At 72.2% G+C, this 22,236-nt stretch carries 20 protein-coding genes; 11 read left to right on the top strand and 9 right to left on the bottom strand.

Going from position 1 to position 22,236, the window contains the following annotated elements; all coding sequences use genetic code 11:
• Positions 1-23: 23 nt before the first annotated feature.
• From A3CQ_RS0111055 to A3CQ_RS52370, 3 genes are read right to left on the bottom strand one after another with little or no spacing between them, the layout of a single operon-like run.
• Entirely contained in the window at positions 24-1,565 is a 1,542-nt protein-coding gene (locus A3CQ_RS0111055) for a nickel/cobalt transporter (protein ID WP_020511001.1), read from the bottom strand.
• On the bottom strand, positions 1,562-2,866 hold the full coding sequence (locus tag A3CQ_RS0111050) for a tetratricopeptide repeat protein (protein ID WP_020511000.1): 1,305 nt from the start codon (positions 2,864-2,866) through the stop codon (positions 1,562-1,564). The genes A3CQ_RS0111055 and A3CQ_RS0111050 overlap by 4 nt, the downstream gene beginning before the upstream one ends.
• 60 nt (positions 2,867-2,926) lie before the next feature.
• Positions 2,927-4,696 carry a DUF4331 domain-containing protein gene (locus A3CQ_RS52370; protein ID WP_020510999.1) on the bottom strand — a complete coding sequence of 590 codons (1,770 nt, stop codon included), beginning with the start codon at positions 4,694-4,696 and terminating at the stop codon, positions 2,927-2,929.
• 390 nt (positions 4,697-5,086) lie between these two features.
• Between A3CQ_RS52370 and A3CQ_RS62655 the strand changes: the two genes are divergently transcribed.
• The gene (locus tag A3CQ_RS62655; protein WP_245577167.1) at positions 5,087-5,548 is read left to right on the top strand and encodes a sensor histidine kinase; all 462 of its coding nucleotides are present in this window, start codon (positions 5,087-5,089) and stop codon (positions 5,546-5,548) included.
• A gap of 57 nt (positions 5,549-5,605) precedes the next feature.
• On the opposite strand, the gene A3CQ_RS0111040 is transcribed toward A3CQ_RS62655, so the two are convergent.
• Positions 5,606-6,022, bottom strand: coding sequence for a hypothetical protein (locus A3CQ_RS0111040; RefSeq protein WP_026205551.1), 417 nt, complete (start codon positions 6,020-6,022; stop codon positions 5,606-5,608).
• Between the two features lie 52 nt (positions 6,023-6,074).
• Here A3CQ_RS0111040 and A3CQ_RS52365 point away from each other — a divergent pair, with 52 nt between their 5' ends.
• The gene (locus tag A3CQ_RS52365) at positions 6,075-6,905 is read left to right on the top strand and encodes a class I SAM-dependent methyltransferase (protein WP_020510997.1); all 831 of its coding nucleotides are present in this window, start codon (positions 6,075-6,077) and stop codon (positions 6,903-6,905) included.
• A gap of 56 nt (positions 6,906-6,961) precedes the next feature.
• Here the strand turns inward: A3CQ_RS52365 and A3CQ_RS0111030 are convergent, their stop codons facing one another.
• The 3 genes from A3CQ_RS0111030 to A3CQ_RS0111020 form a co-directional block, all read right to left on the bottom strand.
• Positions 6,962-7,645 carry an RDD family protein gene (locus A3CQ_RS0111030; protein ID WP_020510996.1) on the bottom strand — a complete coding sequence of 228 codons (684 nt, stop codon included), beginning with the start codon at positions 7,643-7,645 and terminating at the stop codon, positions 6,962-6,964.
• 11 nt (positions 7,646-7,656) lie between these two features.
• On the bottom strand, positions 7,657-8,001 hold the full coding sequence (locus A3CQ_RS0111025) for a DUF2752 domain-containing protein (protein WP_020510995.1): 345 nt from the start codon (positions 7,999-8,001) through the stop codon (positions 7,657-7,659).
• A 204-nt stretch (positions 8,002-8,205) separates the two neighbouring features.
• Positions 8,206-9,693: a PucR family transcriptional regulator gene (locus A3CQ_RS0111020; protein WP_020510994.1), complete on the bottom strand. Its 1,488-nt coding sequence runs from the start codon at positions 9,691-9,693 to the stop codon at positions 8,206-8,208.
• Between the two features lie 244 nt (positions 9,694-9,937).
• Here A3CQ_RS0111020 and A3CQ_RS0111015 point away from each other — a divergent pair, with 244 nt between their 5' ends.
• From A3CQ_RS0111015 to A3CQ_RS0110995, 5 genes are all read left to right on the top strand, one after another.
• Complete coding sequence (locus A3CQ_RS0111015; protein WP_211216537.1) at positions 9,938-11,326, top strand: APC family permease; 1,389 nt, start codon at positions 9,938-9,940, stop codon at positions 11,324-11,326.
• Between the two features lie 159 nt (positions 11,327-11,485).
• The gene (locus A3CQ_RS0111010; protein WP_020510992.1) at positions 11,486-12,904 is read left to right on the top strand and encodes a gamma-aminobutyraldehyde dehydrogenase; all 1,419 of its coding nucleotides are present in this window, start codon (positions 11,486-11,488) and stop codon (positions 12,902-12,904) included.
• Position 12,905: 1 nt separating this feature from the next.
• Positions 12,906-14,231 (top strand): 4-aminobutyrate--2-oxoglutarate transaminase, encoded by a 1,326-nt coding sequence (gene gabT, locus A3CQ_RS0111005; RefSeq protein ID WP_020510991.1) that lies wholly within the window; start codon positions 12,906-12,908, stop codon positions 14,229-14,231.
• Positions 14,228-15,691, top strand: coding sequence for an aldehyde dehydrogenase family protein (locus A3CQ_RS0111000; RefSeq protein ID WP_020510990.1), 1,464 nt, complete (start codon positions 14,228-14,230; stop codon positions 15,689-15,691). Before gabT ends, A3CQ_RS0111000 begins: the two co-directional genes overlap by 4 nt.
• Before the next feature lie 43 nt (positions 15,692-15,734).
• Positions 15,735-16,907, top strand: a complete 1,173-nt coding sequence (locus A3CQ_RS0110995; protein WP_020510989.1) for an acyl-CoA dehydrogenase family protein — start codon at positions 15,735-15,737, stop codon at positions 16,905-16,907.
• On the opposite strand, the gene A3CQ_RS52360 is transcribed toward A3CQ_RS0110995, so the two are convergent.
• Both A3CQ_RS52360 and A3CQ_RS0110985 read right to left on the bottom strand, forming a co-directional pair.
• Positions 16,860-18,068 carry a sensor histidine kinase gene (locus tag A3CQ_RS52360; RefSeq protein ID WP_020510988.1) on the bottom strand — a complete coding sequence of 403 codons (1,209 nt, stop codon included), beginning with the start codon at positions 18,066-18,068 and terminating at the stop codon, positions 16,860-16,862. The genes A3CQ_RS0110995 and A3CQ_RS52360 overlap by 48 nt on opposite strands.
• Positions 18,069-18,070: 2 nt before the next feature.
• Positions 18,071-18,712 (bottom strand): response regulator transcription factor, encoded by a 642-nt coding sequence (locus A3CQ_RS0110985; protein ID WP_020510987.1) that lies wholly within the window; start codon positions 18,710-18,712, stop codon positions 18,071-18,073.
• An 87-nt stretch (positions 18,713-18,799) separates the two neighbouring features.
• On the opposite strand from A3CQ_RS0110985, the gene A3CQ_RS52355 reads away from it, so the two are divergent.
• The 4 genes from A3CQ_RS52355 to A3CQ_RS0110965 are packed head-to-tail and all read left to right on the top strand — an operon-like array spanning position 18,800 to position 22,218.
• Positions 18,800-19,303, top strand: a complete 504-nt coding sequence (locus tag A3CQ_RS52355; RefSeq protein ID WP_020510986.1) for a hypothetical protein — start codon at positions 18,800-18,802, stop codon at positions 19,301-19,303.
• Positions 19,300-20,346, top strand: a complete 1,047-nt coding sequence (locus tag A3CQ_RS52350) for an efflux RND transporter periplasmic adaptor subunit (protein ID WP_020510985.1) — start codon at positions 19,300-19,302, stop codon at positions 20,344-20,346. The genes A3CQ_RS52355 and A3CQ_RS52350 overlap by 4 nt, the downstream gene beginning before the upstream one ends.
• Positions 20,343-21,029, top strand: a complete 687-nt coding sequence (locus A3CQ_RS0110970; RefSeq protein ID WP_020510984.1) for an ABC transporter ATP-binding protein — start codon at positions 20,343-20,345, stop codon at positions 21,027-21,029. The genes A3CQ_RS52350 and A3CQ_RS0110970 overlap by 4 nt, the downstream gene beginning before the upstream one ends.
• Positions 21,010-22,218 carry an ABC transporter permease gene (locus A3CQ_RS0110965; protein WP_026205547.1) on the top strand — a complete coding sequence of 403 codons (1,209 nt, stop codon included), beginning with the start codon at positions 21,010-21,012 and terminating at the stop codon, positions 22,216-22,218. The genes A3CQ_RS0110970 and A3CQ_RS0110965 overlap by 20 nt, the downstream gene beginning before the upstream one ends.
• Positions 22,219-22,236: the final 18 nt, after the last annotated feature.

Below are 22,236 nucleotides of genomic sequence, written 5' to 3'. Positions count from 1 at the left end.
CACGCATGAAAAACCCGCACGGGTTACACCACGGCGCGTAGGCCCATGCCGAGTCCGACCAAGACCACGAGAGCGGCCGTCGCGGTCGGTGCGCCGGCGGACACGCGGCCGGTCAGCCGGGTCAGGGCGCCGCCGAGCCTCGCCGTGCGGCCGCCACGCGTGGCCAGGTCACCCAGCTTGCGCTGGGCGACAACCAGCAGGAGACCGACGGCGGTGAGGGTGCCGGCCATTCCGATCCCGTACGCGATGACGAGCAGCACGCCGAGCCCGGCGCGGCCGAGGCCGATCGCCCCGAGCAGCACGACCAGCGCCGACGGACTCGGCACCAGGCCGCCGGCCAGCCCGATCCCGGCCAGCCCGAGCCGCCCGCCGGGCCGATGCCCATGCCCGTGGCTGTGCCCATGCCCATGCGCGTGGCTGTGTCCGTGCTCGTGCGTGTGGCTGTGCCCGTGCCCGTCCTTGCTCTCGTGGCCGTGGTCCACTTTGTCAGTTTCGGAGGTCGGGTGGGTGTGGTCGGCGACGTTCCGGGAGCGGGCGCGACGGGTGCGGAGGGCCGAGACCAGCATTCCCACGCCGACGGTGACGACGAGCAGGCCGCTGGCGGCGCCGAGCCAGGCCAGGAGCTGCTCGCCGACCAGGGCGGTCGAGGTGCTGAGCAGGAGCCCGACGACCAGCACGCCGCCGGTGTGTGCGAGCGTGACCGTGCCGCCCACGGCCAGGGCGTCGCGGATGCGCCCGCGCCGGCCGGCGAAGTAGGCCGCCATCACGGTCTTGCCGTGGCCGGGCAGGGCCGCGTGGCCGGCGCCGAGCAGCAGCGCCAGCAGGAAGGCCAGGCCGACCACGAGCGGGGTCAGATGACCGCCGACCACCGATTCGACCCGGCTCTGGGCCGCGATCAGCCAGCTCGGACCGCCGGCGGCGACACTCGCGGGCGTGGTGGTGTGCGCGGCGCCGCCCGAGCCGCCGACCCCGATCGTCGCGGTGCGCACGTCGGGGGCCGACGTCAGCAGGTCGCGCGGATAGGACGTGAGCCGCCCGCTGATGCTCTCGGCCGGCAGCGACGTGTCGATGCGTACGCCATCGCCCTGTGCGACGAGCTCGCGCCAGCCCACCCGCCCCGACCGGTAGTGGTTGTCGATGTGCAGCGTCTTGGCCGAGGCCGGCGCGGTGAACGAACAGGAGAGCCGGCTCGTGGCGAGACCGCCCGCGCCCGCCGTGATCCGGTAGCCCGGGTCGGAGACGGTCCAGGCCAGGCGACCGCCGCCGGCGGTGACCGCGAACGCATCGGCGAACCGGCGGCACTCCGCGGTGGCGTAACCGGTCCGCTCGCCGTCGGACAGCCGGCCGTTCCCGTCGGTGTCGACGAGCGGCTTCTCCTGCAGGGTCGGGATCTCGGCGATGTCGGCGAGCGCCAGCACGTCGACCCGGTCGGGGCGCACGGTGATCTCGGCGTACTGGTTGATCGAGAAATTGCCCATCGGGTGCGCCTCGGCCGGCCCGGCCGGGATGAGCACCCCGGCGAGCACCGCGGCGGCGGCGATGACAAGCGGTCGGCCGAGTCTCATCGGGCGCCTCCCAGCGCGGCCAGGGCGCGGCGGGCGTTGGACCCGTCGACTGGGGAGAAGTACGGGTTGGTGTCGAGCGCCCGGCGGAGCTCGGCGCGGGCCTCGGACCGGTGGCCGAGCGACAGGTTGATCATGCCGAGGTGATAGGCGTACGTGGCCGGGTGCGCCCCGCCGGCGATCGCCTGCTTCGCGTAGGTCAGGGCCTCGGCGTCGTGCCCGGCGGCGTGCAGCGACCAGGCCAGCGTGTCGGCGACATCGGGGTGATGGCGGCGGGTCCACTCGGCGCGGGCGGCCTTGACGGCGTCCGCGGCGCGGCCCTGGGCGAGCGCCAGCGCGGCGGTGGCCAGGTCGTCGCGGCCGCCGTTCGCGGTGAACAGCTGCTGCGCGGCCGAGGCCAGGGCCAGCTGCTCGTCGGCCTGAGCCGGACGACCGGCGACGTTGAGCAGCTCGGCATACTCGATCAGGTAGGACGGCCCGGGCAGCCGGGCGGTGAGATCGGCGTAGTCGGTCAGCGCGCCGGGCAGATCGCCCTGGGCGGCGCGAACCCGCGCGCGACCGCGCTGGGCGGCCACCGAGGCCGGGTCCGCGGCGATCGCGGCCGCGTACTCACCGGCCGCCGCCGGCAGGTCGCCGCGCCCGAAGGCGAGGTCGCCGAGCTGGGTGTGGCAGAACGCGGCGTCGTGCGGGTCGACCGCGTCGTCGAGCGCGCGCCGCATGAGGCCGGTCGCCTCCGGGATCTTCCCGCGCAGCTCGAGGTCGTAGGAGGCGCGGGCGTAGGCGGCGAGCCCGGGCCGGGTGTCGAGCATCCGCTGCACCGCGCCGGTCGCGCCCGCGCCGTCGCCGAGCTGGGTGAGCGCGTCGGCGAGCACCCCGTACGCGTCGGCATCGGCCTCGTCGATCCGCAGCGCGGCCCGCGCCTGGTCGCGAGCGGTCGCGAAGTCGTGCCGGGCGTTGGCGAGCGCGCCGAGCACGACCAGCGCCCCGCCGTTGCCGTCCTTGCGCAGCCGCAGGGACTTGCGGGCGGCCTGCTCGGCCTGCGGGTAGAGGGCCGGATCGGCGGTGACCCGGGCCTGCTCGAGATAGGTGGCGCCGAGCGTGGCCCAGCCGCTCCAGTCGCCGGGAACGTCGCGCAGACGCTGCTGGGCCCGGGCCACCCGGTCGGCGAGGACGTCGACCGGCTGTGCCACCGGGACGGCCGGGCCGGACGACACGGTGTGCGGCCGGATCGCGATGCCGGCGACCGCGAGCACCGCGGCCGCGAGCGCGGCGGCGAGGGCCAGGCGGGTCAGGGTGCGGCGCATGGGGATCCTCCAAAAGAGACGCCGGGTGGGCGCGCCTCTCGGCACACCCACCCGGACGGGTCACATCTGCATCGTCTGGTCGGGGTCGTAGTTGGTGGATACGGGCTGCGGCGGCGTCGTGCGCCGGCGCCGCATGAAGGCGAACAGTCCGAAGGCGAGGATCAGCGCGCCGAGGCCGGTCGCTCCGGTCGCGTACGCCACCGGCTTGGTCATCCACGTGCCGCCCTGCTGGCTCTCGGCGGCGGCCCGCTCCAGGCCCTGCGCCGCGGGGGCTCCGGAGTCCTCGGTGTCGGGGACTCCGGCGCCGATCGCGCCGGGGTCGGTGCTGGCGGACGGGTCGGTCGACGGCATGGCCGCCTGCGGCTGGGCCGCGGCCGGCGGAGGAGCGGCCGCACCACCCTGCGTGTTGACGCCCGCGGCGTTGGGCAGCGCGACGTACGGGAACTTGCCGCCGAACTGCTGGTTGTTCGCGTCCACCTTGTCGCCCGCGGCCAGCGCGTCGACCAGCTTGCCGGTCTGCGCCGCCCCTTCCAGGGCCTGCAGCTCGATGTCGACCACGTCGTCGGTGAGCCGCCGCCCGTTCGGGAAGCCCTGCAGGTCGCCACCGAGCACGCCCAGCCGGTTGGGCTGGCCGGTCACCGGCACCGAGAGGTTCAGCCGGAGCTGCTCCGACGGGGTGAACTTGCCGGCCTGCACGTCGCCGTTGTTGAGCTGCGAGTTCAGGTCGGCCTTGATCGGTCCGCCGGCCTTGGTGGTGATGCCGGTCAGGAAGATCTCCACGAGGTCATTTCGTGGTGTCGCCGGCGCGGGGATGTTGTAGATCTGCTGAATCAGCTGCGGCACCTCGGGGTTGGTGACCCGCTTGACCAGCGCCGGGATCTTCGCGTCCTTCTCGGGCGGGGTCGCGTTGAAGGTGTCCTTGAGACCGGCCGGCACGACCACCTCGTTGACCAGCGGGTTGCCCAGGCGTGAGACCTGCACCTTCCCGCCGTACGACGAGCCGTCGGCCACCCGGACGCGGTCGCGCTCGGTGGTGGTCCAGAGGCCGATCACCGGGTTCTTCTTCGCGTCGCCCTTGAGTGCCACGTCCTTGAACGGCACCTGGATGGCGATGGTGTTCACGTTGTACCCGGCGAGGGTGTCCTGCCCGGTCTCGCTCAGGTCCCCGCCGTACAGCAGGTCGAAGACGCGCAGATCGAGGAAGAACGGGTCGTCGGCCTGGCCGGCGAAGATCTTCCAACCGCCGGGCAGGGTACGGGTCGCCTGCGAGCGCAGGGTGCCGTAGTCGGGCATCGACGCCTGGCCGACCCGCGACGGCGCGACCGGCACGCCCTGGGCCCGGGTCTTGAACGGCTCGCCGTGGAACGACGACTCCAGCGTGTAGGTCTGCTTGAACAGCAGGTTCTCGTCGTCGAGCGACGTGACGGGGCCGTTGTTGTACAGGAACGTGTTGCCGCCGCGCTTGTCCTGGTTCTGGAACTTCCAGCGGAACGTGGCGTCGGGCTTGGCGTCACCGTCGCTGTCGACCTTGATGAGGTACGTGGCGTCGGTGGCGAACGGGTAGAAGTTGGGGCCGCCGTTCGGCTCCTCGAACGGCTGCCAGTTGGCGATGAACGTGACGTAGCCGGGTCGCTCGGGGCTGACGAATGCGTACAGGTCGGTGTTGTCGATGGCGGGGTCGGCCGCGACGAGCGGCGCCTCCCGGTGACTGGACGCCGTGGCGGCGCCCGGACCGAGCCCATACACCGTGCCGGCCAGCAGCGCGCCCACGCCGAGCGCGGCCGCGATCCGCCGACGGCGGAACCCGGCGGACGTCGGATTGACGGTCATTGGTGTGTCCTTCCGTGCCGGTGCAGTGACTTCTCGGCACGTCTTCGCCACCGCGCAGCCCGCGGCTCGGTGCCTGTGAGATTCCTGTCCCCGACCCATCCGGGCCGCCACCGGCGACGAATCGACGACTTTCGCCGCCAATCTCGGCCGCGTGAGAGGTGAGCCATGACGACGTTGCCGAGCCGCGGCCCACGCCACCTTCGGGTTCGCGGTCGGGTTGTTCGCGCTGGCCGTGCCGCTCTACGCGGTGCAGGACGTGACGTTTCCCTCTGGTGGCGGCTGGTCCCGGCGGGGCCGGGCCGACGCGCTCGCCGTCGGGCTGCTGGGCGGCGCCTGGCTGGCGATCGCGCGCAGGACGCGACCGAGCAGGCCCTGGCCGAGCTGCGCACGGTGGCGCGGAGGATTCTTCCGCCGGTCCTGTCCGACCGCGGTCTCGCCGAGGCGGTCGAGGGTCTCGCCGCCGACTGCGCGGTGCCGTGCCGGGCCGATGTGGCGCTGCCGGGCCGGTGTGCGGCCTCGGTCGAGGCGACGGCCTACTTCGTCGTGGCCGAGGCACTGACCAATGTGGCCAGACACAGCGTTGCCACGAGCGTTACGATCCCCGTGCGGCGCGAGGGCGACCGCCTGCTGCTGCGCGTCGACGACGACGCCAATCGGGAAACGGCGCACGATGCCTCCGGGGGCGATAAACGCGAGCGAAACGCAGGACGAATTGGTCTGCTCTCAGCACACCAATCGCCCCGGTTTCGGGCATTCCCGGAGGCTGCCCAATCGAGGTACAGCAGGCTGTACCTCGCGGCGGCCAAGAGTGATCTCGACGACACGCCAGTTCGCGGTGCAGAATGCCCTTGAGGTGCAGTACGGGGGTGGCCTCACCAGGTGAAAGCGGGGCCACCCTCCACCCCTCGGTCAGCGGAGGGAAGCGGGGGAAGAGGCCGGCAAAAGCAGAACGACGGCCAGCACGACCGTTCCGCCGAGAGCGCCGAGCATCCCGATCCGGTCACCGGTGGAGAACATTGTCAGGTGCGCGGCGTGGAATGCGAAGTGCAGCACCCCGAAAACCAGCCACGCCAGCCCGGTCACCCGCATGACCTCCTCGCTCGGCCGCAACGCCGCCCACGCGGCGAGCACCAGCAACGCCAGATAGAGCCCGCCCACGTCGCGGACCAGATGCTCGTTGTACGGCCCGAGCCCGCTCACCCACTCCCGCCCGGGCAGGGGGAAATCGCGATAGAAACTCGACGGCGCGAACGCCGCCCATCCGCCGACGAACAGGGCCGAGAGGGCGAGCACCCCGGCCGCCACCCGCTTCAACTGCATTCTCATGCGGGCGGGACGAGTCAGGCACCGCCGCCGTGACAGGACTACGGTCACACCCATGGCGAGCGAGCGGGTCGAGGGCACCGCGTTCGGCGTCGGGCTGCTGCGCGCCATCGAGGGCAGGGTCGATCCGGGCCGGCGCCTGTTCGAGGACCCCGTCGCGGAACGCCTGCTCACCGGGTGGCCGGCCTGGGTGGTGCGGCATCGAACGGCCCGTCGCGCGTTCATGCCGCTGATGGAGCTCGCCGCGCCCGGCTTCTTCGGCGGCGTCGTCTGCCGCACCCGGGTGATCGACGACGCCTGCCGGGAGACGCTCGTGGCCGGCGTACGCCAGGTGGTGATTCTCGGCGCCGGCATGGACACCCGCCCCTACCGGATGGCCGCGATGCGTACGGCACGGGTCTGGGAACTTGATCTTCCAAGGGTGCAGGCGGCGAAGCGCGCCCGGCTCGGTGACCCGCCCGGTCAGGTGCGGTATGTCCCGATCGACCTGGCCGAGGGGAGCCTGCGCGAGACGCTCGCGGCCTCCGGCCACGACGCGGACCTTCCGACCCTCGTGCTCTGCGAGGGCGTCACGCAATATCTTCCCCGTACGGTGGTCGACAGCATTTTCGCGTACGCCGGAAGCCTGCCCACCGGAAGCCGGCTGGTGTTCACCTACCTGCCGAAGACGGTCCTGGACGACCCCGAACAGGCCCGCCGGGTTCGCCGTTTCCACTGGCAGACCGGTTTCGACCCGGCCGACGTGCCCCGGCACCTGGCCGACCGCGGCCTGACCCTTACCCGCGACTGGGACGCCGACCAGTACCGCGAGCTGCTGCTGCGGCCACTCCACCGCGATCTCAAAGTCTTCGAGATCGAGCGGCTGGCGATCGCCGGCACCCCCTGACCGGGCCACGAACGCCGGCGGGTGCCGGCCGCGACACGGCCGGCACCCGCGCCAGTTCAGTGGACCACGATGGTCGTCATGATCTTGTCAGCGAAGGTCTGCCTCTTCGCGTCCCACAGCGGAAACAGCCAGCCGACGTAGCAAGCGAGGGTGTCGAGGATGTGGCAGAGGTCGCGGAGGAAGGCCATGCCGACGCCGATCGGCTGGCCGGTCTGTTCACCCACCAGGCGGATGCCCAGCGCCTGCCGGCCCCATGTCTGGCCGGTCTTGCCGCCGAGGTAAGCGCGGTTGTAAAACCACACCGCGATGCCCAGCAGCGAGAAGATGAAGTAGAACAGGTTGATGCCGTTGTCGCCGCGGCCCAGAAAGATGGCCAGCAGGTAGAACGGGACCAGGACCAGGTCGTCGATGAGGTAGCCGCCGACGCGCTGGATCCAGCTGGCGTATTTGACGGTCGGCGCCCCATATGCGCCGTAGGGCGCCTGGGGAGTGCCGTACGGCTGCTGCTGCCCGTACTGCGGGGGCGGCGGCTGCTGCCCGTACTGGGGCTGGCCGTACTGCTGCGGCGGGGGCTGCTGCCCATATTGCGGAGGCTGCTGCCCGTACTGCGGTGGCTGGCCGTACTGGGGCGGCTGCTGGCCATATTGAGGCGGCTGCTGCTGCCCATACTCCGGCGGCTGCTGGCCGTACGGCGGCGGCTGCTGGTTCTGGTACGGGTCGTTGTTCGGTGGGTATGTCATTCGGCGATCCTTTACGAGGCCCAGCCGACGCCGAGCCGATGCAGTTGGAAGAGCCAGCTCGCGAGCGCGAGCAGCCCGAAAAGCCATCCCGCCCACCGCCGCCGGCTCGGCGACCACGGTTCCGGTGGCTTCAGTACACCCGTGGCGCGCAATACCACGAGCGGGACGGCGGCGAGGGCCAGCGCCGCCAACCCGAAGATCAGCGGATTGGCCGCGAACGCCGTCCCGGCCTCGCCCCGGACCAGTGCGACGGCCGCGGTCGTCATCCCGCAGACCGGGCACGGCACCCCCGTCAGCGTGCGCAGCAGGCACGGCAGGGAGGCGCCGGTGTGGCCGGTGAACGCCGGCCAGACCACAGCGCCGACCCCGACGAGCAGGCCGAACCCGCCAACTCGTTCCGGGACGGAGAAGCTGCGCAGACGGACCCCCCGTGATCGCTCAGTGGAACGGAGACCGCGATAGTAAGCGGCCGGTTCGCCCCGACGCGAGTACCGAAAGCGCAGGTAACGCCCACAGCCGTGCCAAGTTTCGGACAGATCCCAGACTATGGGCTGAGATGCTCAAATCTTGCGGGACAGCAGGGCCAGCAGCAACGCGGCGCGGTCCTGGGCCGATTCGAGGTCGAGGCCGGTCAACTCGGCCACCCGGGACATCCGGTGCCGCAGCGTGTGCCGATGCACCCCGAGCGCCCGGGACGCCGTTTCCCACACGCCGTTGTGCTGCAGGAAGACGTCGAGCGAGCGGCACAGCAGCGGCTGGTCGGCGAGCGGCGCGAGCAGGTCGTCGGCCAGGTGCCCGACCGCGCTGCGCACCGCCTCCTGGGCGAGCAGCGCCGGCAGCCGTCGGTCGCCGAAGCGCGTCACCCGGCGCCGCGCCGAGCGGGCGTCGGCCGCCGCCTGCACGGCCGTGCGCAGCGCCGCCGGTAGTCCGCCCGCCGTGGTGGCTCCGCTGACCCCGAGCGTCACGTCGGCCGCCTCGAGCGCCGCCAGCACGCTCTCCAGATCGTCCGCGCAGACCACGACGACCACGCCCTCCTCCCGGCCGGTCAGCAGGTAGGGGCGGCCGTCCAGGTCGTCGAGGCAGTGCGCGACATGCTGGGCGAGCGCCGGCCGCGGGCCGGCCGGGTGGGCGAGCACGACCACGAGCCGGTCGGCGGGCGCGAAGCCGAGAAAGCGCAGCGGCCGGTGCGCGACCTCGGCCGGCAGGTCGCCGCCGAGCAGCACGCCGAGGACCGCCGAGCGCAGCCCGCGATGCGCCTCGACCAGCTCGCGCGGCCGCTCCAGCTCGAGCGAGAGCAGCGATGCGGCATGGGTGAGCAACAACTGGTCGGTGTGGTGCAGGTGCCGGTGAGTGGCGACGGCGAGCAGGCCCTGCCGGGTGCCGCCGATGCCGAGCGACTGCACCATGAGGTGCTCGTCGCCGGCCGAGACGCTGAGCCCGAGCGGCCCGCCCGAGCGGGCCTCGGCGCCGAGCTCGGCGGTCGCCCGGGTGAGCAGGTCGGCGCCGTCACCGGGGGAGGCGGCCAGGATCAGGTGATGGGCGTCGGTGACCACGACCTCGGCGTCCAGCGCCCGGGCGAGGCTGCGCACGATGCCGGCCACCCCGGCGTTGAGTGCGGCGCGGGCCATCGCCTGCTGGTGTTCGAGCGTACGGCGGACGGCCGCGCCGGCCTGCTGGGCGAGCAGGTCGGCGACCGCCTCGCTGATCGCCAGGAACGGCGTGGGCAGCGGCACCTCGAGCAGCAGCAGGCCGCGGGCCGCGCACTGGCGGCCGAGCGCGGGCGGGATGCGGTCGTGCCCGAGCCCGACGCCGAAGCCGAGGCCGGTCACCCGCGCCTCGGCGAGCCGGTCGACGTACTGCTTCTGTCCCTCGGCCGATCGCGGCAGCCGCAGGCCCGTGGTGAGCACAAGCTCGCCGCCGGCCAGCCACGGCGCCGGATCGAGCAGCTCGACGGCGTGTGCCCAGCGGATCGCGGCCGCCGGGTCGCCGGTGACCAGCCGCAGCCCGAGCGCCGGCATCCGCAGGAGCTCGACGGCAGTGACGGCCATGGACGGATCGTAGTGTTCGCCCGGCCCTGATTCGACATTCCGGCGTGCCTATGTCTACGGCGGGCGAACTTAGCATGACTGCACTTCAGCGGGGTTGTGGCCCGCTTCCGGACTCCCCGATAGATCCAGGAGGCACCCCCATATGGCCGGAACCGAATCAATCACCCAAAGCGGAAGCGGTGGCGGCGGAGACGACGCCGCCGCTCTCGCCGCTCTCGGATACACCTCCGAATACCGGCGCGAGATGAGCATGTGGGGCAACTTCGCCCTCGGCTTCACCTATCTCTCCCCGGTCGTCGGCGTCTACACGCTGTTCGGCTTCGCCCTCGCCACCGGCGGTCCGCCGATGATCTGGGCGCTCGTCATCGCCGGTGTCGGCCAGCTCCTGGTCGCCCTGGTCTTCGGCGAGGTGGTCTCGCAGTTCCCGGTCTCCGGCGGCATCTACCCCTGGGCCCGGCGGCTCTGGGGCCGGCGCTGGGCGTGGATGGCCGGCTGGGTGTACGCGCTCGCGCTGCTCGCCACGATCGCCTCGGTGAGCTACGGCGCGGGCCCGTTCGCCGCCCTGATGCTCGGCTTCGAACCGTCCACGACCAGCACCGTCATCTGCGCTCTCGTGGTCGTCGCGATCGTCACCCTGCTCAACCTGGGTGGCACCAAGCTGCTGACGCGGGCCGCCATCTTCGGCTTCGCGGCCGAGCTGGCCGGCGCGGTCGTCGTCGGCATCTGGCTGCTCACCGCCCACCGGGAGCAGAGCTTCAGCGCCATCTTCCACACGTTCGGGGCGGGCTCCGGCGGCTCGTACATCTCGGCGTTCCTGGCGGCGTCGCTGATCGGCGTCTACCTCTACTACGGCTTCGAGGCGTGCGGCGACGTCGCCGAGGAGGTCAACGACCCGGGCCGGCGGATTCCCAAGTCGATGCGGATGACGATCTACGTGGGCGGCGCGGCGTCGATCTTCGTGGCACTCGCGCTGATCCTCGCGGTGCCCGACTTCGGCAAGGTGATCAGCGGCGAGGACGCCGACCCGGTCTACACCGTGCTGCAGAACGCGTTCGGCAGCACCGGCACCCGGATCGTCCTGGGCGTCGTGCTGATCTCGTTCCTGTCCTGCGCGCTGAGCCTGCAGGCGGCGGGCAGCCGGCTCCTGCAGTCGTACGCCCGGGACAAGATGATCTTCGGGAGCAAGTACCTCGCGAAGTTCTCGCAGGTTCGCCACGTGCCGCCGTTCGCGCTGGTCGTGACGGCCGTGGTGCCGGCGCTGGTGATCCTCGGCTCGACGGTGTCGGCCAGCGCGCTGACCCGGATCGTCTCGTTCGCCGCGCTCGGCATCTACATCGGATTCCAGATGATCGTGCTGGCGGCGCTGCGGGCGCGGCTCAAGGGCTGGGTGCCGGCCGGCAAGTTCAGCATGGGACGGTGGGGTCTGCCGGTGAACGTCGCGGCCCTCGTCTACGGCGTTCTGGCGGCGATCAACATGGCTTGGCCCCGCACACCGGACGCGGCGTGGTACGACAACTATCTGGTGATTTTGTCGGCGGTGCTCGTGGTGGGCGTCGGCCTGGTCTATCTGTTCGTGGCCAAGCCGCACGACCGCAGCGACGCCCCGGCCGGGGATGCCATTCCGGCGAAGTAGTCGGGGCGTTTCCGGGGGATCCACCCCCACCCTCGCTGGGTGGGGGTGGAGTCAACCACCCAGGTCTGACAGTTCTCCGCCGGAATCCACAAGCCGACCCGCCACAAGCCGACCCGCCACAAGCTGAGCCTCTACAACCTGAGCCTCCAGGGAGAGCAGATGCAGAACTTCATCGCCGGGGCGTCGATCGACGCCGTGGACGGCAAGAGCACCGACGTCATCGACCCCAGCACGGGGGAGGCGTACGCGACCGCGCCGCTTTCCGGCGCGACCGATGTGGACAACGCCGTGCGGGCCGCCCGGACGGCGTTCGAAACCTGGCGGGACACCACGCCCAGCGAGCGGCAGCGCGCGCTGCTCAAGATCGCCGACGCGATCGAGGCGCGGGCCGGCGAGATCGTCGCGGTGGAGAGCCGGAACACCGGCAAGCCGATCCAGCTCACGCTGGACGAGGAGATCCCGCCGATGGTCGACCAGATCCGGTTCTTCGCGGGCGCGGCCCGGGTGCTGGAGGGCAAGTCGGCCGGCGAGTACCTGGCCGGGCACACCTCGATGATCAGGCGCGAGCCGATCGGGGTGTGCGGGCAGGTGGCGCCCTGGAACTACCCGATGATGATGGCGGTCTGGAAGTTCGCGCCGGCGATCGCGGCCGGCAACACGGTCGTGCTCAAGCCGTCCGACACCACACCGGCCTCCACGCTGCTGCTGGCCGAGATCGCCGCCGAGTACCTGCCGGAAGGCGTGTTCAACGTGATCACCGGCGACCGGGACACCGGGCGCGCGCTGGTCGACCACGAGGACGTCGACATGGTGTCGATCACCGGCAGCGTCCGGGCCGGCATGGAGGTGGCCGGCTCGGCGGCGCGCGACCTCAAGCGGGTGCACCTGGAGCTGGGCGGCAAGGCGCCGGTGATCGTCTTCGACGACGCCGACCTGGAGGCCGCGGCCGAGGCGATCGCCGTCGCGGGCTACTTCAACGCGGGCCAGGACTGCACGGCGGCGACGCGGGTGCTGGTCGGGCCCGGTCTGCACGACGACTTCGTGGCGGCGCTGGCCGACCAGGCGAGGAACACCAAGACCGCGCCGCCGGACGACACCGATGCCCTGTACGGCCCGGTCAACTCCTCGGCCCAGCTCGCCAAGGTCGCCGGCTTCGTCGACCGGCTCCCCGGCCACGCGGCGGTCAACGCGGGCGGCGAAAGAGTCGGAGACAGGGGCTACTTCTATGCGCCGACGGTCGTCAGCGGCCTCCGCCAGGACGACGAGATCATTCAGAACGAGGTGTTCGGGCCGGTCATCACCGTGCAGCGGTTCACCGACGAGGCCGAGGCGCTGCGCTGGGCGAACGGCGTGAAATACGGCCTCGCGTCGAGCGTGTGGACCAGGGACCACGGCCGCGCCATGCGGATGGCCAAGCGACTCGACTTCGGCTGCGTCTGGATCAACACACACATCCCGCTGGTCGCGGAGATGCCGCACGGCGGGTTCAAGCACTCCGGCTACGGCAAGGACCTTTCCATGTACGGGCTCGAGGACTACACGCGGATCAAGCACGTCATGTCGAACATCGAGGCCTGACGTGACCGGCATCGAGCAGAGGCGCATCGTCCGCACCGAGATCCCCGGGCCGCTCTCGCGGGAGCGGCACGCCCGCCGGCAGCGCGAGGTCCCGGCCGGCTTCGGCATCACGCTGCCGATCTTCGTCGAGCGGGCCGGTGGCGGCATCGTCGTCGACGTCGACGGCAACCACCTCGTCGACCTGGGCTGCGGCATCGCCGTGACCAGCGTGGGCGCGTCCGACCCGCGGGTGGTCGAGCGGGTCCGCGAGCAGGCCGGCCTGTTCACCCACACCTGCTTCATGGTCACCGAGTACGACGGCTTCGTCGACGTGGCCGCCGCGCTCAACCGGCTGACCCCCGGCGACCACGAGAAACGGACGGCGCTGTTCAGCACGGGCGCCGAAGCGGTCGAGAACGCCGTCAAGATCTCGCGGGCGTACACCGGGCGGCCGGCGGTCGTGGTCTTCGATCACGCCTATCACGGGCGCACGTCGCTGACCATGGCGATGACCGCGAAGCAGATGCCGTACAAGCACACGTTCGGACCGTTCTCCCCGGAGATCCACCGGGTGCCGACGGCCGATCCGTTCCGCGGCCCCTACGCCGACGCCGAGGAGGCCTTCGCACGCTTCGCGGACGTGCTGCGCACGCAGATCGGGGTCGACCGGGTCGCGGCCGTGGTGGCCGAGCCGATCGCGGGCGAGGGCGGCTTCGTCGTGCCCGCGCTCGGCTTCCTCCCGCGGGTGGCCGAGTTCTGCCGGGAGAACGGCATCGTCTTCGTCGCCGACGAGGTGCAGACCGGCCTGGCCCGTACGGGGACCATGTTCGCGGTCGAGCACGAGGGCATCGTTCCCGACGTGGTCTGCACGGCGAAGGCGCTCGGCGGCGGCCTGCCGCTCTCCGCGGTGACCGGCCGCGCCGAGATCATGGACTCCGTGCACGTGGGCGGGCTCGGCGGCACGTACGCCGGGAACCCGATCGCCTGCGCGGCCGCGCTCGGCGCACTGGAGACCATCGAGCGGGACAACCTCGCCGCCCGGGCCGCCGAGATCGGCGCGCGGGTGCTGCCCCGGCTCCACGAGCTGGCCGAGTTGCCCGCGGTCGGCGACGTCCGGGGCCGCGGCGCGATGCTGGCGCTCGAGTTCGTCGAGGCCGGCGGCACGACGCCGGCACCGGCCATGGCGGCGGCGGTGGCGCGTTATTGCCACGAGCACGGCGTGCTCGTGCTGACCTGCGGTACCTACTCGAACGTGATCCGGCTGCTTCCGCCACTGGTGATCGACTTCACTCTGCTCGACGACGCGGTTGACGTACTGGTGGAGGCCGTGCACAAGGTGGCGGCATGAGCTCATACAACCCGCGGACCGGCGCCTCGCTCGAGGCACCGCCCGACTCCACGCCGGACGAGGTCGACGACGCCGTGGCCGCGGCCGTCGCGGCCGCGGCCGGGCTGGCCGCCGCCCCGCCCCATGAGCGGGCCGGCTGGCTCGACGCGATCGCCGACGCCATAACCGCAAATATCGAGCCGCTGGCCGAAAAAGCGGACGAAGAGGTCGCGCTCGGGATGGCGAGGCTCACCGGGGAGTGCGGGCGTGCGGCCGACACGATCCGGTTCTACGCGAGCGTCGTGCGCGAGGGCGGCTGGCTCGGGGCCGCGATCGATCACGGCCCGCCCGACCTGCGGCGGGTCAACGTGCCGCTCGGCCCGGTCGCGGTCTTCGGGGCGAGCAACTTCCCGTTCGGCTTCGGGGTGCTCGGCCACGACACGGCGACCGCGCTGGCCGCCGGGTGCCCGGTGATCGCGAAGGCCCACCCCGCGCACCCGCGGCTCTCGGCCGCGCTCGCCGGCCTCGCGCTACATGCGCTGGGCGAGGCGGGCGCTCCGGCCGGTTCGCTCGGCCTGGTCGCCGGCTTCGCGGCCGGGGCGCGCCTGGTCGGGCACCCGGCCATCCGGGCCGTGGCGTTCACCGGCTCGCAGCGCGGCGGTCTGGCCCTGTGGCGGCAGGCGGCCGAGCGCGACGAGGCGATTCCGGTCTTCGCCGAGATGGGCACGGTCAACACCGCTGTGGTCACGCCGGCCGGTGCCGAAGATTTCGACGAAAACGGATTTGTCGCATCCTTCACCCTAGGGATGGGCCAGTTCTGCACCAAGCCGGGCCTCCTGCTGGCGCCCAAGGGTGCGGGCCTGCCCGACCGGATCGCCGCCGCTCTATCGGAAAATTCGCCGCAAGGGTGGCTGCTGACCGAACAGATCGCCGCGGCATACCAGGATGGGGTGCGGGAACTGGAGAAATCGGGCGCGCGCGCGATAACGCGTACGGAGGCCAGCGGAACGGGATGGCAAGCGCAACCCGCCGTCCTCGCGGTCTCCCCGGCGGCACTGCGAAACGAGCCCACCCTGCTGGAGGAGGTCTTCGGCCCGGTCGCGCTGGTCGCCGAGTACGCGAGCAACGAGGAACTGAACGAGGTGCTCGAGGTGCTCCCCGGCAGTCTCGCCACCGCCGTCCACGCCGCCGGGGACGACCCCGACCTGCCCGGACTGGTCGAGCGGCTGTCCCGCCGCTGCGGCCGCGTCGTGGTCAACGGCTGGCCCACCGGCGTCGCGGTCGGCTGGGCCCAGCAGCACGGCGGACCGTGGCCGGCCACCACCTCCCCGGCGCACACCTCGGTCGGCGCGGCCGCCCTGCAGCGCTTCGTGCGGCCGGTGACCTTCCAGGACACGCCCGACGCCGCCCTGCCCCCGGCCCTGCGATCGGCCAACCCGTGGCAGATCCCGCGCCGCGTCGACGGGACCTGGGAGCGATGACGGCCCCGCTCCACGGGCCGGCCCGCCCTCGGAAGGAGACTTCATGACCATCGACCCGCTGGACCCGGCCGGCATCGACCAGGTGCTCACCGAGGAGGAGCGCGCGGTCCGCGAGACGGTGCGCGACTGGTGTGCCGACCGGGTGCTGCCGCACGTCGGGGACTGGTTCGAGCGCGGCGAGCTGCCCGAGGCCCGGGCGTTGGCCAAGGAGCTGGGCGGCATCGGGGTGCTCGGCATGCACCTGACCGGCTACGGCTGCGCCGGGATGAGCGCGGTCGCCTACGGCCTGGCCTGCCTCGAGCTGGAGGCCGCCGACTCCGGCCTGCGCTCGCTGGTCAGCGTGCAGGGCTCGCTGGCCATGTACGCGATTCACCGGCACGGCAGCGAGCAGCAGAAACAGCAGTGGCTGCCGCCGATGGCCGCGGGCGAGGCGATCGGCTGCTTCGGCCTCACCGAGCCGGACGCCGGTTCCGACCCGGCCTCGATGCGCACCCGCGCCACGCGGGACGGCGACGACTGGGTGCTCACCGGCCGCAAGATGTGGATCACCAACGGGAGCATCGCGGACGTGGCCGTGGTCTGGGCGCAGACCGACGACGGCATCCGCGGCTTCGTCGTGCCGACCGGGTCGAAGGGCTTCGCGGCGCCGCTGATCAAGCACAAGGGCTCGCTGCGCGCCTCGATCACCAGCGAGCTCGTGCTCGACCAGGTACGCCTGCCGGCCGACGCGGTGTTGCCCGAGGTGCGTGGCCTGCGGGGGCCGCTCTCCTGCCTGAACGAGGCCCGGTACGGCATCGTCTGGGGCGCGCTCGGGGCTGCCCGCAGTTGCTATGCCGCCGCGCTCGAGTACGCCGGCGGCCGCACCCAGTTCGGCAGCCCGATCGCGTCCTACCAGCTCACCCAGGCCAAGCTGGCCGGCATGGCGGTCGAGCTGGCCAAGGGCGGCCTGCTCGCGCTGCACCTGGGCCGGCTCAAGGACCGCGGGCTGCTCGCCCCGGAGCAGGTCAGCCTGGGCAAGCTCAACAACGTGCGGGAGGCGCTGGAGATCTGCCGGGCGGCCCGGACGATCCTGGGCGCGAACGGCATCTCGTACGAGTACCCGGTGATGCGGCACATGGCGAACCTCGAGTCGGTGCTCACTTACGAGGGCACCACCGAGATGCACACGCTAGTGCTCGGCCAGGCTCTCACCGGCCACGCCGCCTTCCGCCATTGAGGCGACCAGTTCGCGTACGCCCGCGAAGGTGACCTCGACCCGGAGGCCGCCGGCCGGGCCGGGTGTCGCCTCGAGCGCGGCGTCGTGCGCGGCCACGATGGCGCGCACGATCGACAGGCCGAGACCGTGGTGCCCGGCCCGGCCCGCGGTGCGGTCGAGCCGCTGGAACGGCTCGAACAGGTCGTCTATCCGCTCGGGCGGGATCGGCTGGCCGGTGTTGGTGACGGTCAGCACCGCGTGCCCGTCGCGGACACCGGTGACGACCTCGACCGAGCCGCCCGGCACGTTGTAACCGATCGCGTTGTCCACGAGGTTGGCCACCAGCCGCTCCACCAGCGCCGGATCGCCGGTGGCCCAGGCCGGATCGATGCGCGCGTCGAGGCGTACACCCTCATGAATGGCGGCCATCCGGTAGGCCGTCACCGTCCGGTCGGCGATCTCGGAGAGATCGACGTGCTCGCGCTGCGCGAGCTCGCGCTCGCTGCCGGCCAGCGTGAGCAGCGATTCCAGCATCTCCGCCTGCTGCTGGCGCAGCTCCAGCAGGCGCTCGACGAGAGCGCGGTACTGCGGCAGCGTCGCCGTGCGATCGGTCAGGGTCTCCTCGATCAGCGCGTGTTCCAGGGTGAGCGGGGTGCGCAGCTCATGAGCGGCGTTGGCGACGAACCGCTTGTGCGCGTCGAGCGCGGTCTCGAGCCGTTGCAGCAGGCCGTCGACGGTGTCGGAGAGGTCCCGCAGTTCGTCGCGGGGACCGGTCGCGGCGAGCCGGTCGTGCACGTTGCGCGCCGAGATCCGCTGGATCGTGGCGATCATCGTGCGCAGCGGGTGCAGGATGCGGCCGGCCATCAGCCAGCCCAGCACCAGCGCGAGCACCGTCGTGATCGCCAGCGCGACGCCCGAGTAGGTCAGCAGGGCGTGCAGGGTCTCCTGGTGCTGCCGCTCGGCCTCGACGCGGGCCCGCTCCGCGATGTCGTCGAGGGTGGCGGACGGCAGCGGCCTGGGTGTGGCGCTGCCGCTGAACTCGCTCATGTTGCGCAGCACGACGTTGCGCTTGGTGTGCGCGAGCAGCAGGTAGGTGATTGTCAGCAGGGCCGCGCCGCTGATCGCGAAGAGGCCGCTGTAGAGCAGCGTGAGGCGGGCGCGCACCCGCGACGGGACCCGCATGGTCAGATCCGGTACCCGGCGCGGGGGATGGTCTCGATCATCGGCGGGTCGCCGAGCTTGCCGCGCAGCCGGTTGACGGTCGCCTTCACCGTCGTGGTGAACGGGTCGGCGGCCTCGTCCCAGACGCGTTCCAGCAGTTCCTCGGCCGACACCACCCGGTGGTCGGCGGCCAGCAGGTATTCCAGCAACGCGAACTCCTTGGGGCTGAGCGCCAGCCGGACCCCGGCGCGGGTGGCGACCCGGCGGGCCGGGTCGAGATGCAGATCGTCGTGCGCGAGCAGGGTGGGCACGGCGGGCTGGGAGCGGCGGCCTATCGCCCGGATCCGGGCGATCAATTCCGCGTACGCGAAGGGTTTGGGCAGGTAGTCGTCGGCGCCGAGATTGAGCCCCTCGACCCGCTCGGCGAGGGTGCCCGACGCGGTCAGCATCAGCACCCGAGGGCCGGTCAGCCGCCGGCAGACGTCGTCGCCGTGCACCACCGGGATGTCCCGGTCGAGCACCAGTACGTCGTAGTCGGTCGCGATCGTGCGCTCGAGGGCGGCGCCACCGTCGTACACGACGTCCACCGCCATGCCCTCACGGCGCAGCACCCGCCCGATCGAGTCGGCCAGCTCGGCCTGATCCTCCACCACCAGCACGCGCATGGGCCCAGCCTGCCCGATCGCGCGTCACAGCGAGGTCACTGAATCGCGGACGGGGCTGTGACCGTCACTCTCGTAGAACCGACAACCATGCGAATCAGAACTCTGCTCGCCACCGGCCTGCTGGTGATCGGGACCGTCCTCGCGACGGCCGGCTGCGGTGGCGACGACGACCAACCGACCGCCCCCGCCTCGACGGCCACCGGCCAGACGCAGGCCGTGAAGTACTCGCAGTGCATGCGGGAGAACGGCGTGCCCAGCTTCCCCGATCCCGACCCGGACGGCCGGCTCATGCTGCGGGCCCAGAAGGGCAGCGACCTGGACCCGGAAAGCGAGACCTTCAAGAAGGCACAGGAGACCTGCAAGCAGTACGAACCGCCCGGCGCCGCCAAGCAGGGACAGAGCGGCGAACAGCAGGCACAGGCCCTCAAGTGGGTGCAGTGCATGCGGCAGAACGGCGTGCCGACCATGCCCGACCCGCAGGCCGACGGCCGGCTGCTGTTCAACTCCGGCACCGGTGTCGACCCGGAGTCGCAGGCGTTCAAGGACGCCCAGCAGAAATGCCGCGACCTGGCGCCCGGTGGCATGGGATGAGTCGTGTTCTCAAGATCGGTGGTGCGCTGCTCGGGGTCGTGGCGGTCGGGCTGGGCGGGCTGTTCTGGTCGCGCTCGGCCGCGGGCGAACCGGCCCCGGCGGTGACCGCGGCCGCCGCCACCGTGCCGGTCCGGCAGGGCGCGCTGAACGGTCAGGTCAGCCAGACCGGCACCCTGTCGTACGCGGCCCAGGCCGACGGCAGCGACTACCCGATCGTCAACCAGGCGGCCGGCGTCTACACCAAGCTCCCGGCCGCGGGCCAGGTCGTCGCCTGCGGCCGGGTCCTCTACTGGGTCGACGACGACCCGGTGCTGCTGCTCTGCGGCAGCCGCCCGTTCTACCGCGACCTCGCGGAGGGCGACGAGGGCTGGGACGTCGCGACGCTCAACAAGAACCTCCGCGACCTCGGGTACGACGCGGACGACGGCGACGACTACACGTGGGAGACGGCCGAGGGTCTCGACGATCTTCAGGACGACGTCGGCGACTTCGACGTGCGGGACGCGGTCGTGCTGCCCGGCCCGGTGCGGATCGCCGGGGTGACCGCGCAGCTGGGTGGCCGGGCCGCGCCGGGCACACCGCTCGGCACGGCCGTGACCACCCGCCGGGAGGTCGTCGTGCAGCTCAACGCGTCGCAGCAGGCGCAGGTCAAGGTGGGCAACAAGGCGCAGATCACGCTGCCCGACAACCGGGTCACCACCGGCCGGGTCGGCCGGATCGGCACGGTCGCCACCCAGGACAAGGACGGTAGTGCGACCGTCCCGGTCTATCTGGCGCTGGACAAGCCGAAGGAGGCCGGCACGCTCGACGCTGCTCCGGTCCGGGTGCAGATCACCACGGCCGGGGTGAAGAACGCGCTGATCGTGCCGGTCACCTCGCTGGTCGGGGTGGGGACCGGCGGCTTCGCGGTCGAGCGGGTCGGCGACGCCGGCGGGCGCGAGACGGTGCCGGTCAAGCTCGGGCTCTTCGACGACTCGGCCGGGATGGTGCAGGTGACCGGCGACCTGAAGGCCGGCGACCGAGTGGTGGTGCCGTCCTCATGAGCGGCCCGGTGCTCGAGCTGGTGCAGGTGGTCAAGGCGTACGGCGACGTGCCCGTGCTGCACGGGATAGATCTGAGCGTCGATCCCGGTGAGCTGGTCGCGGTGGTCGGACCGTCCGGCTCCGGCAAGTCCACGCTGCTGCACATCATGGGCACGCTCGAGCGGCCCAGCGGCGGCGTCGTCCGGATCAACGGAGTGGACGTGGCCGGGCTCGGTGACCGCCAGGTGGCCGATGTCCGTGCCCGCGACATCGGCTTCGTCTTCCAGCAGTTCTTCCTGGCCGCGCACGCCACCGCCCTGGAGAACGTGGCCGACGGGATGCTCTACGCCGGAGTGCCGGCCCGGGTGCGTCGACAGCGGGCCGCCGAGGCGCTCGACCGGGTCGGGCTCTCGCACCGGGCGTCGTTCAAGCCGGTCAAGCTGTCGGGCGGCGAGCGGCAGCGGGTGGCGATCGCCCGCGCGCTGGTCGGGCGCCCGGCGATCGTGCTGGCCGACGAGCCGACCGGCAACCTCGACAGCACGACCGGCGCCACCATCGTCGAGCTGCTGCACGAGCTCAACGCCGACGGCGCCACGATCATCGTGATCACCCACGACAACGATCTGGCGCTTCAGATGCCACGCCGGGTGCAGGTGCTCGACGGGCGGATCGTGAGGGACACCAATGCGTTTGCGACCTTCTGATCAGGTGCGGGTGGCCAGCATCGGGGTGCGGGCCCGCAAGGTGCGGGCAGCCCTGTCGGCGCTGGGCATCGCGATCGGCGTGGCCGCGATCGTGGCGGTGCTCGGGCTCTCCTCGTCGTCGCAGGCCGGCCTGCTCGCCCAGATCGACCGGCTCGGCACCAACCTGCTCACGGCGAGCAGCGGCCAGTCGTTCTCGGGCGCGGCCGCCGACCTGCCGACGGCCGCCCCGGCCCGGGTCGGCAACCTGGACGCGGTCGAGCAGGTGGCGCACACCGCGGCGATCGACGACGCGAAGGTCTATCGCACGCCGCTGATCCCGGCGATCAGCACGAACGCGCTGACCGTGCGGGCCGCGAGCCTCAACCTGCCCGACGTGGTGGCGACCGGCGTGGCGCAGGGCCGCTGGCTAAACGAGGCCACTGCCACCCAGCCGGGGGCCGTGCTCGGGGCGGTGGCGGCCCAGCGGCTCGGGCTCGACCGGGTCGCCCCGGGCGGGCGGATCTGGCTCGGCGGCCAGTGGTTCTACATCGCCGGCATCCTGCAGCCCGCGCTGCTCGCCGCCGACCTGGACAGCAGTGTCCTCATCGGATACCCGGCCGCGCGGCACTATCTCAACTACGTCGCTATCGAGGGCGGGAAGGCGGTCGCGGGACCGCCGAGCAAGCTGTACGTGCGGGCCGACACCGACCGGGTCGCGCAGGTGCAGGCGGTGCTGGCCCGGACGGCGAACCCGGAGGCGCCGAGCGAGGTCGACATCAGCCAGCCGTCCGACGCGCTGACCGCGCGGGCGGCGGCCGAGGGCGCGTTCGACAGCCTGTTCCTCGGTCTCGGGGTGGTGGCGCTGATCGTCGGCGCGGTGGGCGTGGCCAACATCATGATCATCTCGGTGCTGGAGCGGCGGTCGGAGATCGGCCTGCGGCGGGCGCTCGGCGCGACCCGGCGGCAGGTCCGTGGGCAGTTCCTGGCCGAGGCGGTGCTGCTCACGGTGCTCGGTGGCGCGGCCGGCGTGGCGGCCGGGATGATCGCCACGGTCGTCTACGCCCGGAACAAGGGCTGGCAGGTCGTGGTGCCGGTGGAGGCGTGGGCCGGCGGGATCGCGGCGGCCGTCGTGATCGGAGCGATCGCCGGGCTGGTTCCGGCGCTGCGGGCCGCGCGACTCTCCCCGACCGAGGCATTGCGCACGGTTTGAGGGGGTGTCCGGTCACGT

This window comes from Paractinoplanes globisporus DSM 43857, assembly GCF_000379645.1.
Taxonomy (GTDB): Bacteria; Actinomycetota; Actinomycetes; order Mycobacteriales; family Micromonosporaceae; genus Actinoplanes; species Actinoplanes globisporus.
The sequence above is the reverse complement of the archived record's forward strand: the minus strand, read 5'-3'. Positions and strand labels throughout refer to the sequence as shown.

Coding starts and splice junctions, on each gene's coding strand:
- A3CQ_RS52360 (WP_020510988.1), bottom strand. CDS start 18,068: ATGCGGGTCCCGTCGCGGGTGCGCGCCCGCCTCACGCTGCTCTACAGC.
- A3CQ_RS0111015 (WP_211216537.1), top strand. CDS start 9,938: ATGAGCATGTGGGGCAACTTCGCCCTCGGCTTCACCTATCTCTCCCCG.
- A3CQ_RS52355 (WP_020510986.1), top strand. CDS start 18,800: ATGCGAATCAGAACTCTGCTCGCCACCGGCCTGCTGGTGATCGGGACC.
- A3CQ_RS0111020 (WP_020510994.1), bottom strand. CDS start 9,693: ATGGCCGTCACTGCCGTCGAGCTCCTGCGGATGCCGGCGCTCGGGCTG.
- A3CQ_RS0111010 (WP_020510992.1), top strand. CDS start 11,486: ATGCAGAACTTCATCGCCGGGGCGTCGATCGACGCCGTGGACGGCAAG.
- A3CQ_RS0111000 (WP_020510990.1), top strand. CDS start 14,228: ATGAGCTCATACAACCCGCGGACCGGCGCCTCGCTCGAGGCACCGCCC.
- A3CQ_RS0111050 (WP_020511000.1), bottom strand. CDS start 2,866: ATGCGCCGCACCCTGACCCGCCTGGCCCTCGCCGCCGCGCTCGCGGCC.
- A3CQ_RS0111030 (WP_020510996.1), bottom strand. CDS start 7,645: ATGACATACCCACCGAACAACGACCCGTACCAGAACCAGCAGCCGCCG.
- A3CQ_RS0110970 (WP_020510984.1), top strand. CDS start 20,343: ATGAGCGGCCCGGTGCTCGAGCTGGTGCAGGTGGTCAAGGCGTACGGC.
- A3CQ_RS0111040 (WP_026205551.1), bottom strand. CDS start 6,022: ATGAGAATGCAGTTGAAGCGGGTGGCGGCCGGGGTGCTCGCCCTCTCG.
- A3CQ_RS52350 (WP_020510985.1), top strand. CDS start 19,300: ATGAGTCGTGTTCTCAAGATCGGTGGTGCGCTGCTCGGGGTCGTGGCG.
- A3CQ_RS0110995 (WP_020510989.1), top strand. CDS start 15,735: ATGACCATCGACCCGCTGGACCCGGCCGGCATCGACCAGGTGCTCACC.
- A3CQ_RS0110965 (WP_026205547.1), top strand. CDS start 21,010: ATGCGTTTGCGACCTTCTGATCAGGTGCGGGTGGCCAGCATCGGGGTG.
- A3CQ_RS52365 (WP_020510997.1), top strand. CDS start 6,075: ATGGCGAGCGAGCGGGTCGAGGGCACCGCGTTCGGCGTCGGGCTGCTG.
- A3CQ_RS0110985 (WP_020510987.1), bottom strand. CDS start 18,712: ATGCGCGTGCTGGTGGTGGAGGATCAGGCCGAGCTGGCCGACTCGATC.
- A3CQ_RS52370 (WP_020510999.1), bottom strand. CDS start 4,696: ATGACCGTCAATCCGACGTCCGCCGGGTTCCGCCGTCGGCGGATCGCG.
- A3CQ_RS0111055 (WP_020511001.1), bottom strand. CDS start 1,565: ATGAGACTCGGCCGACCGCTTGTCATCGCCGCCGCCGCGGTGCTCGCC.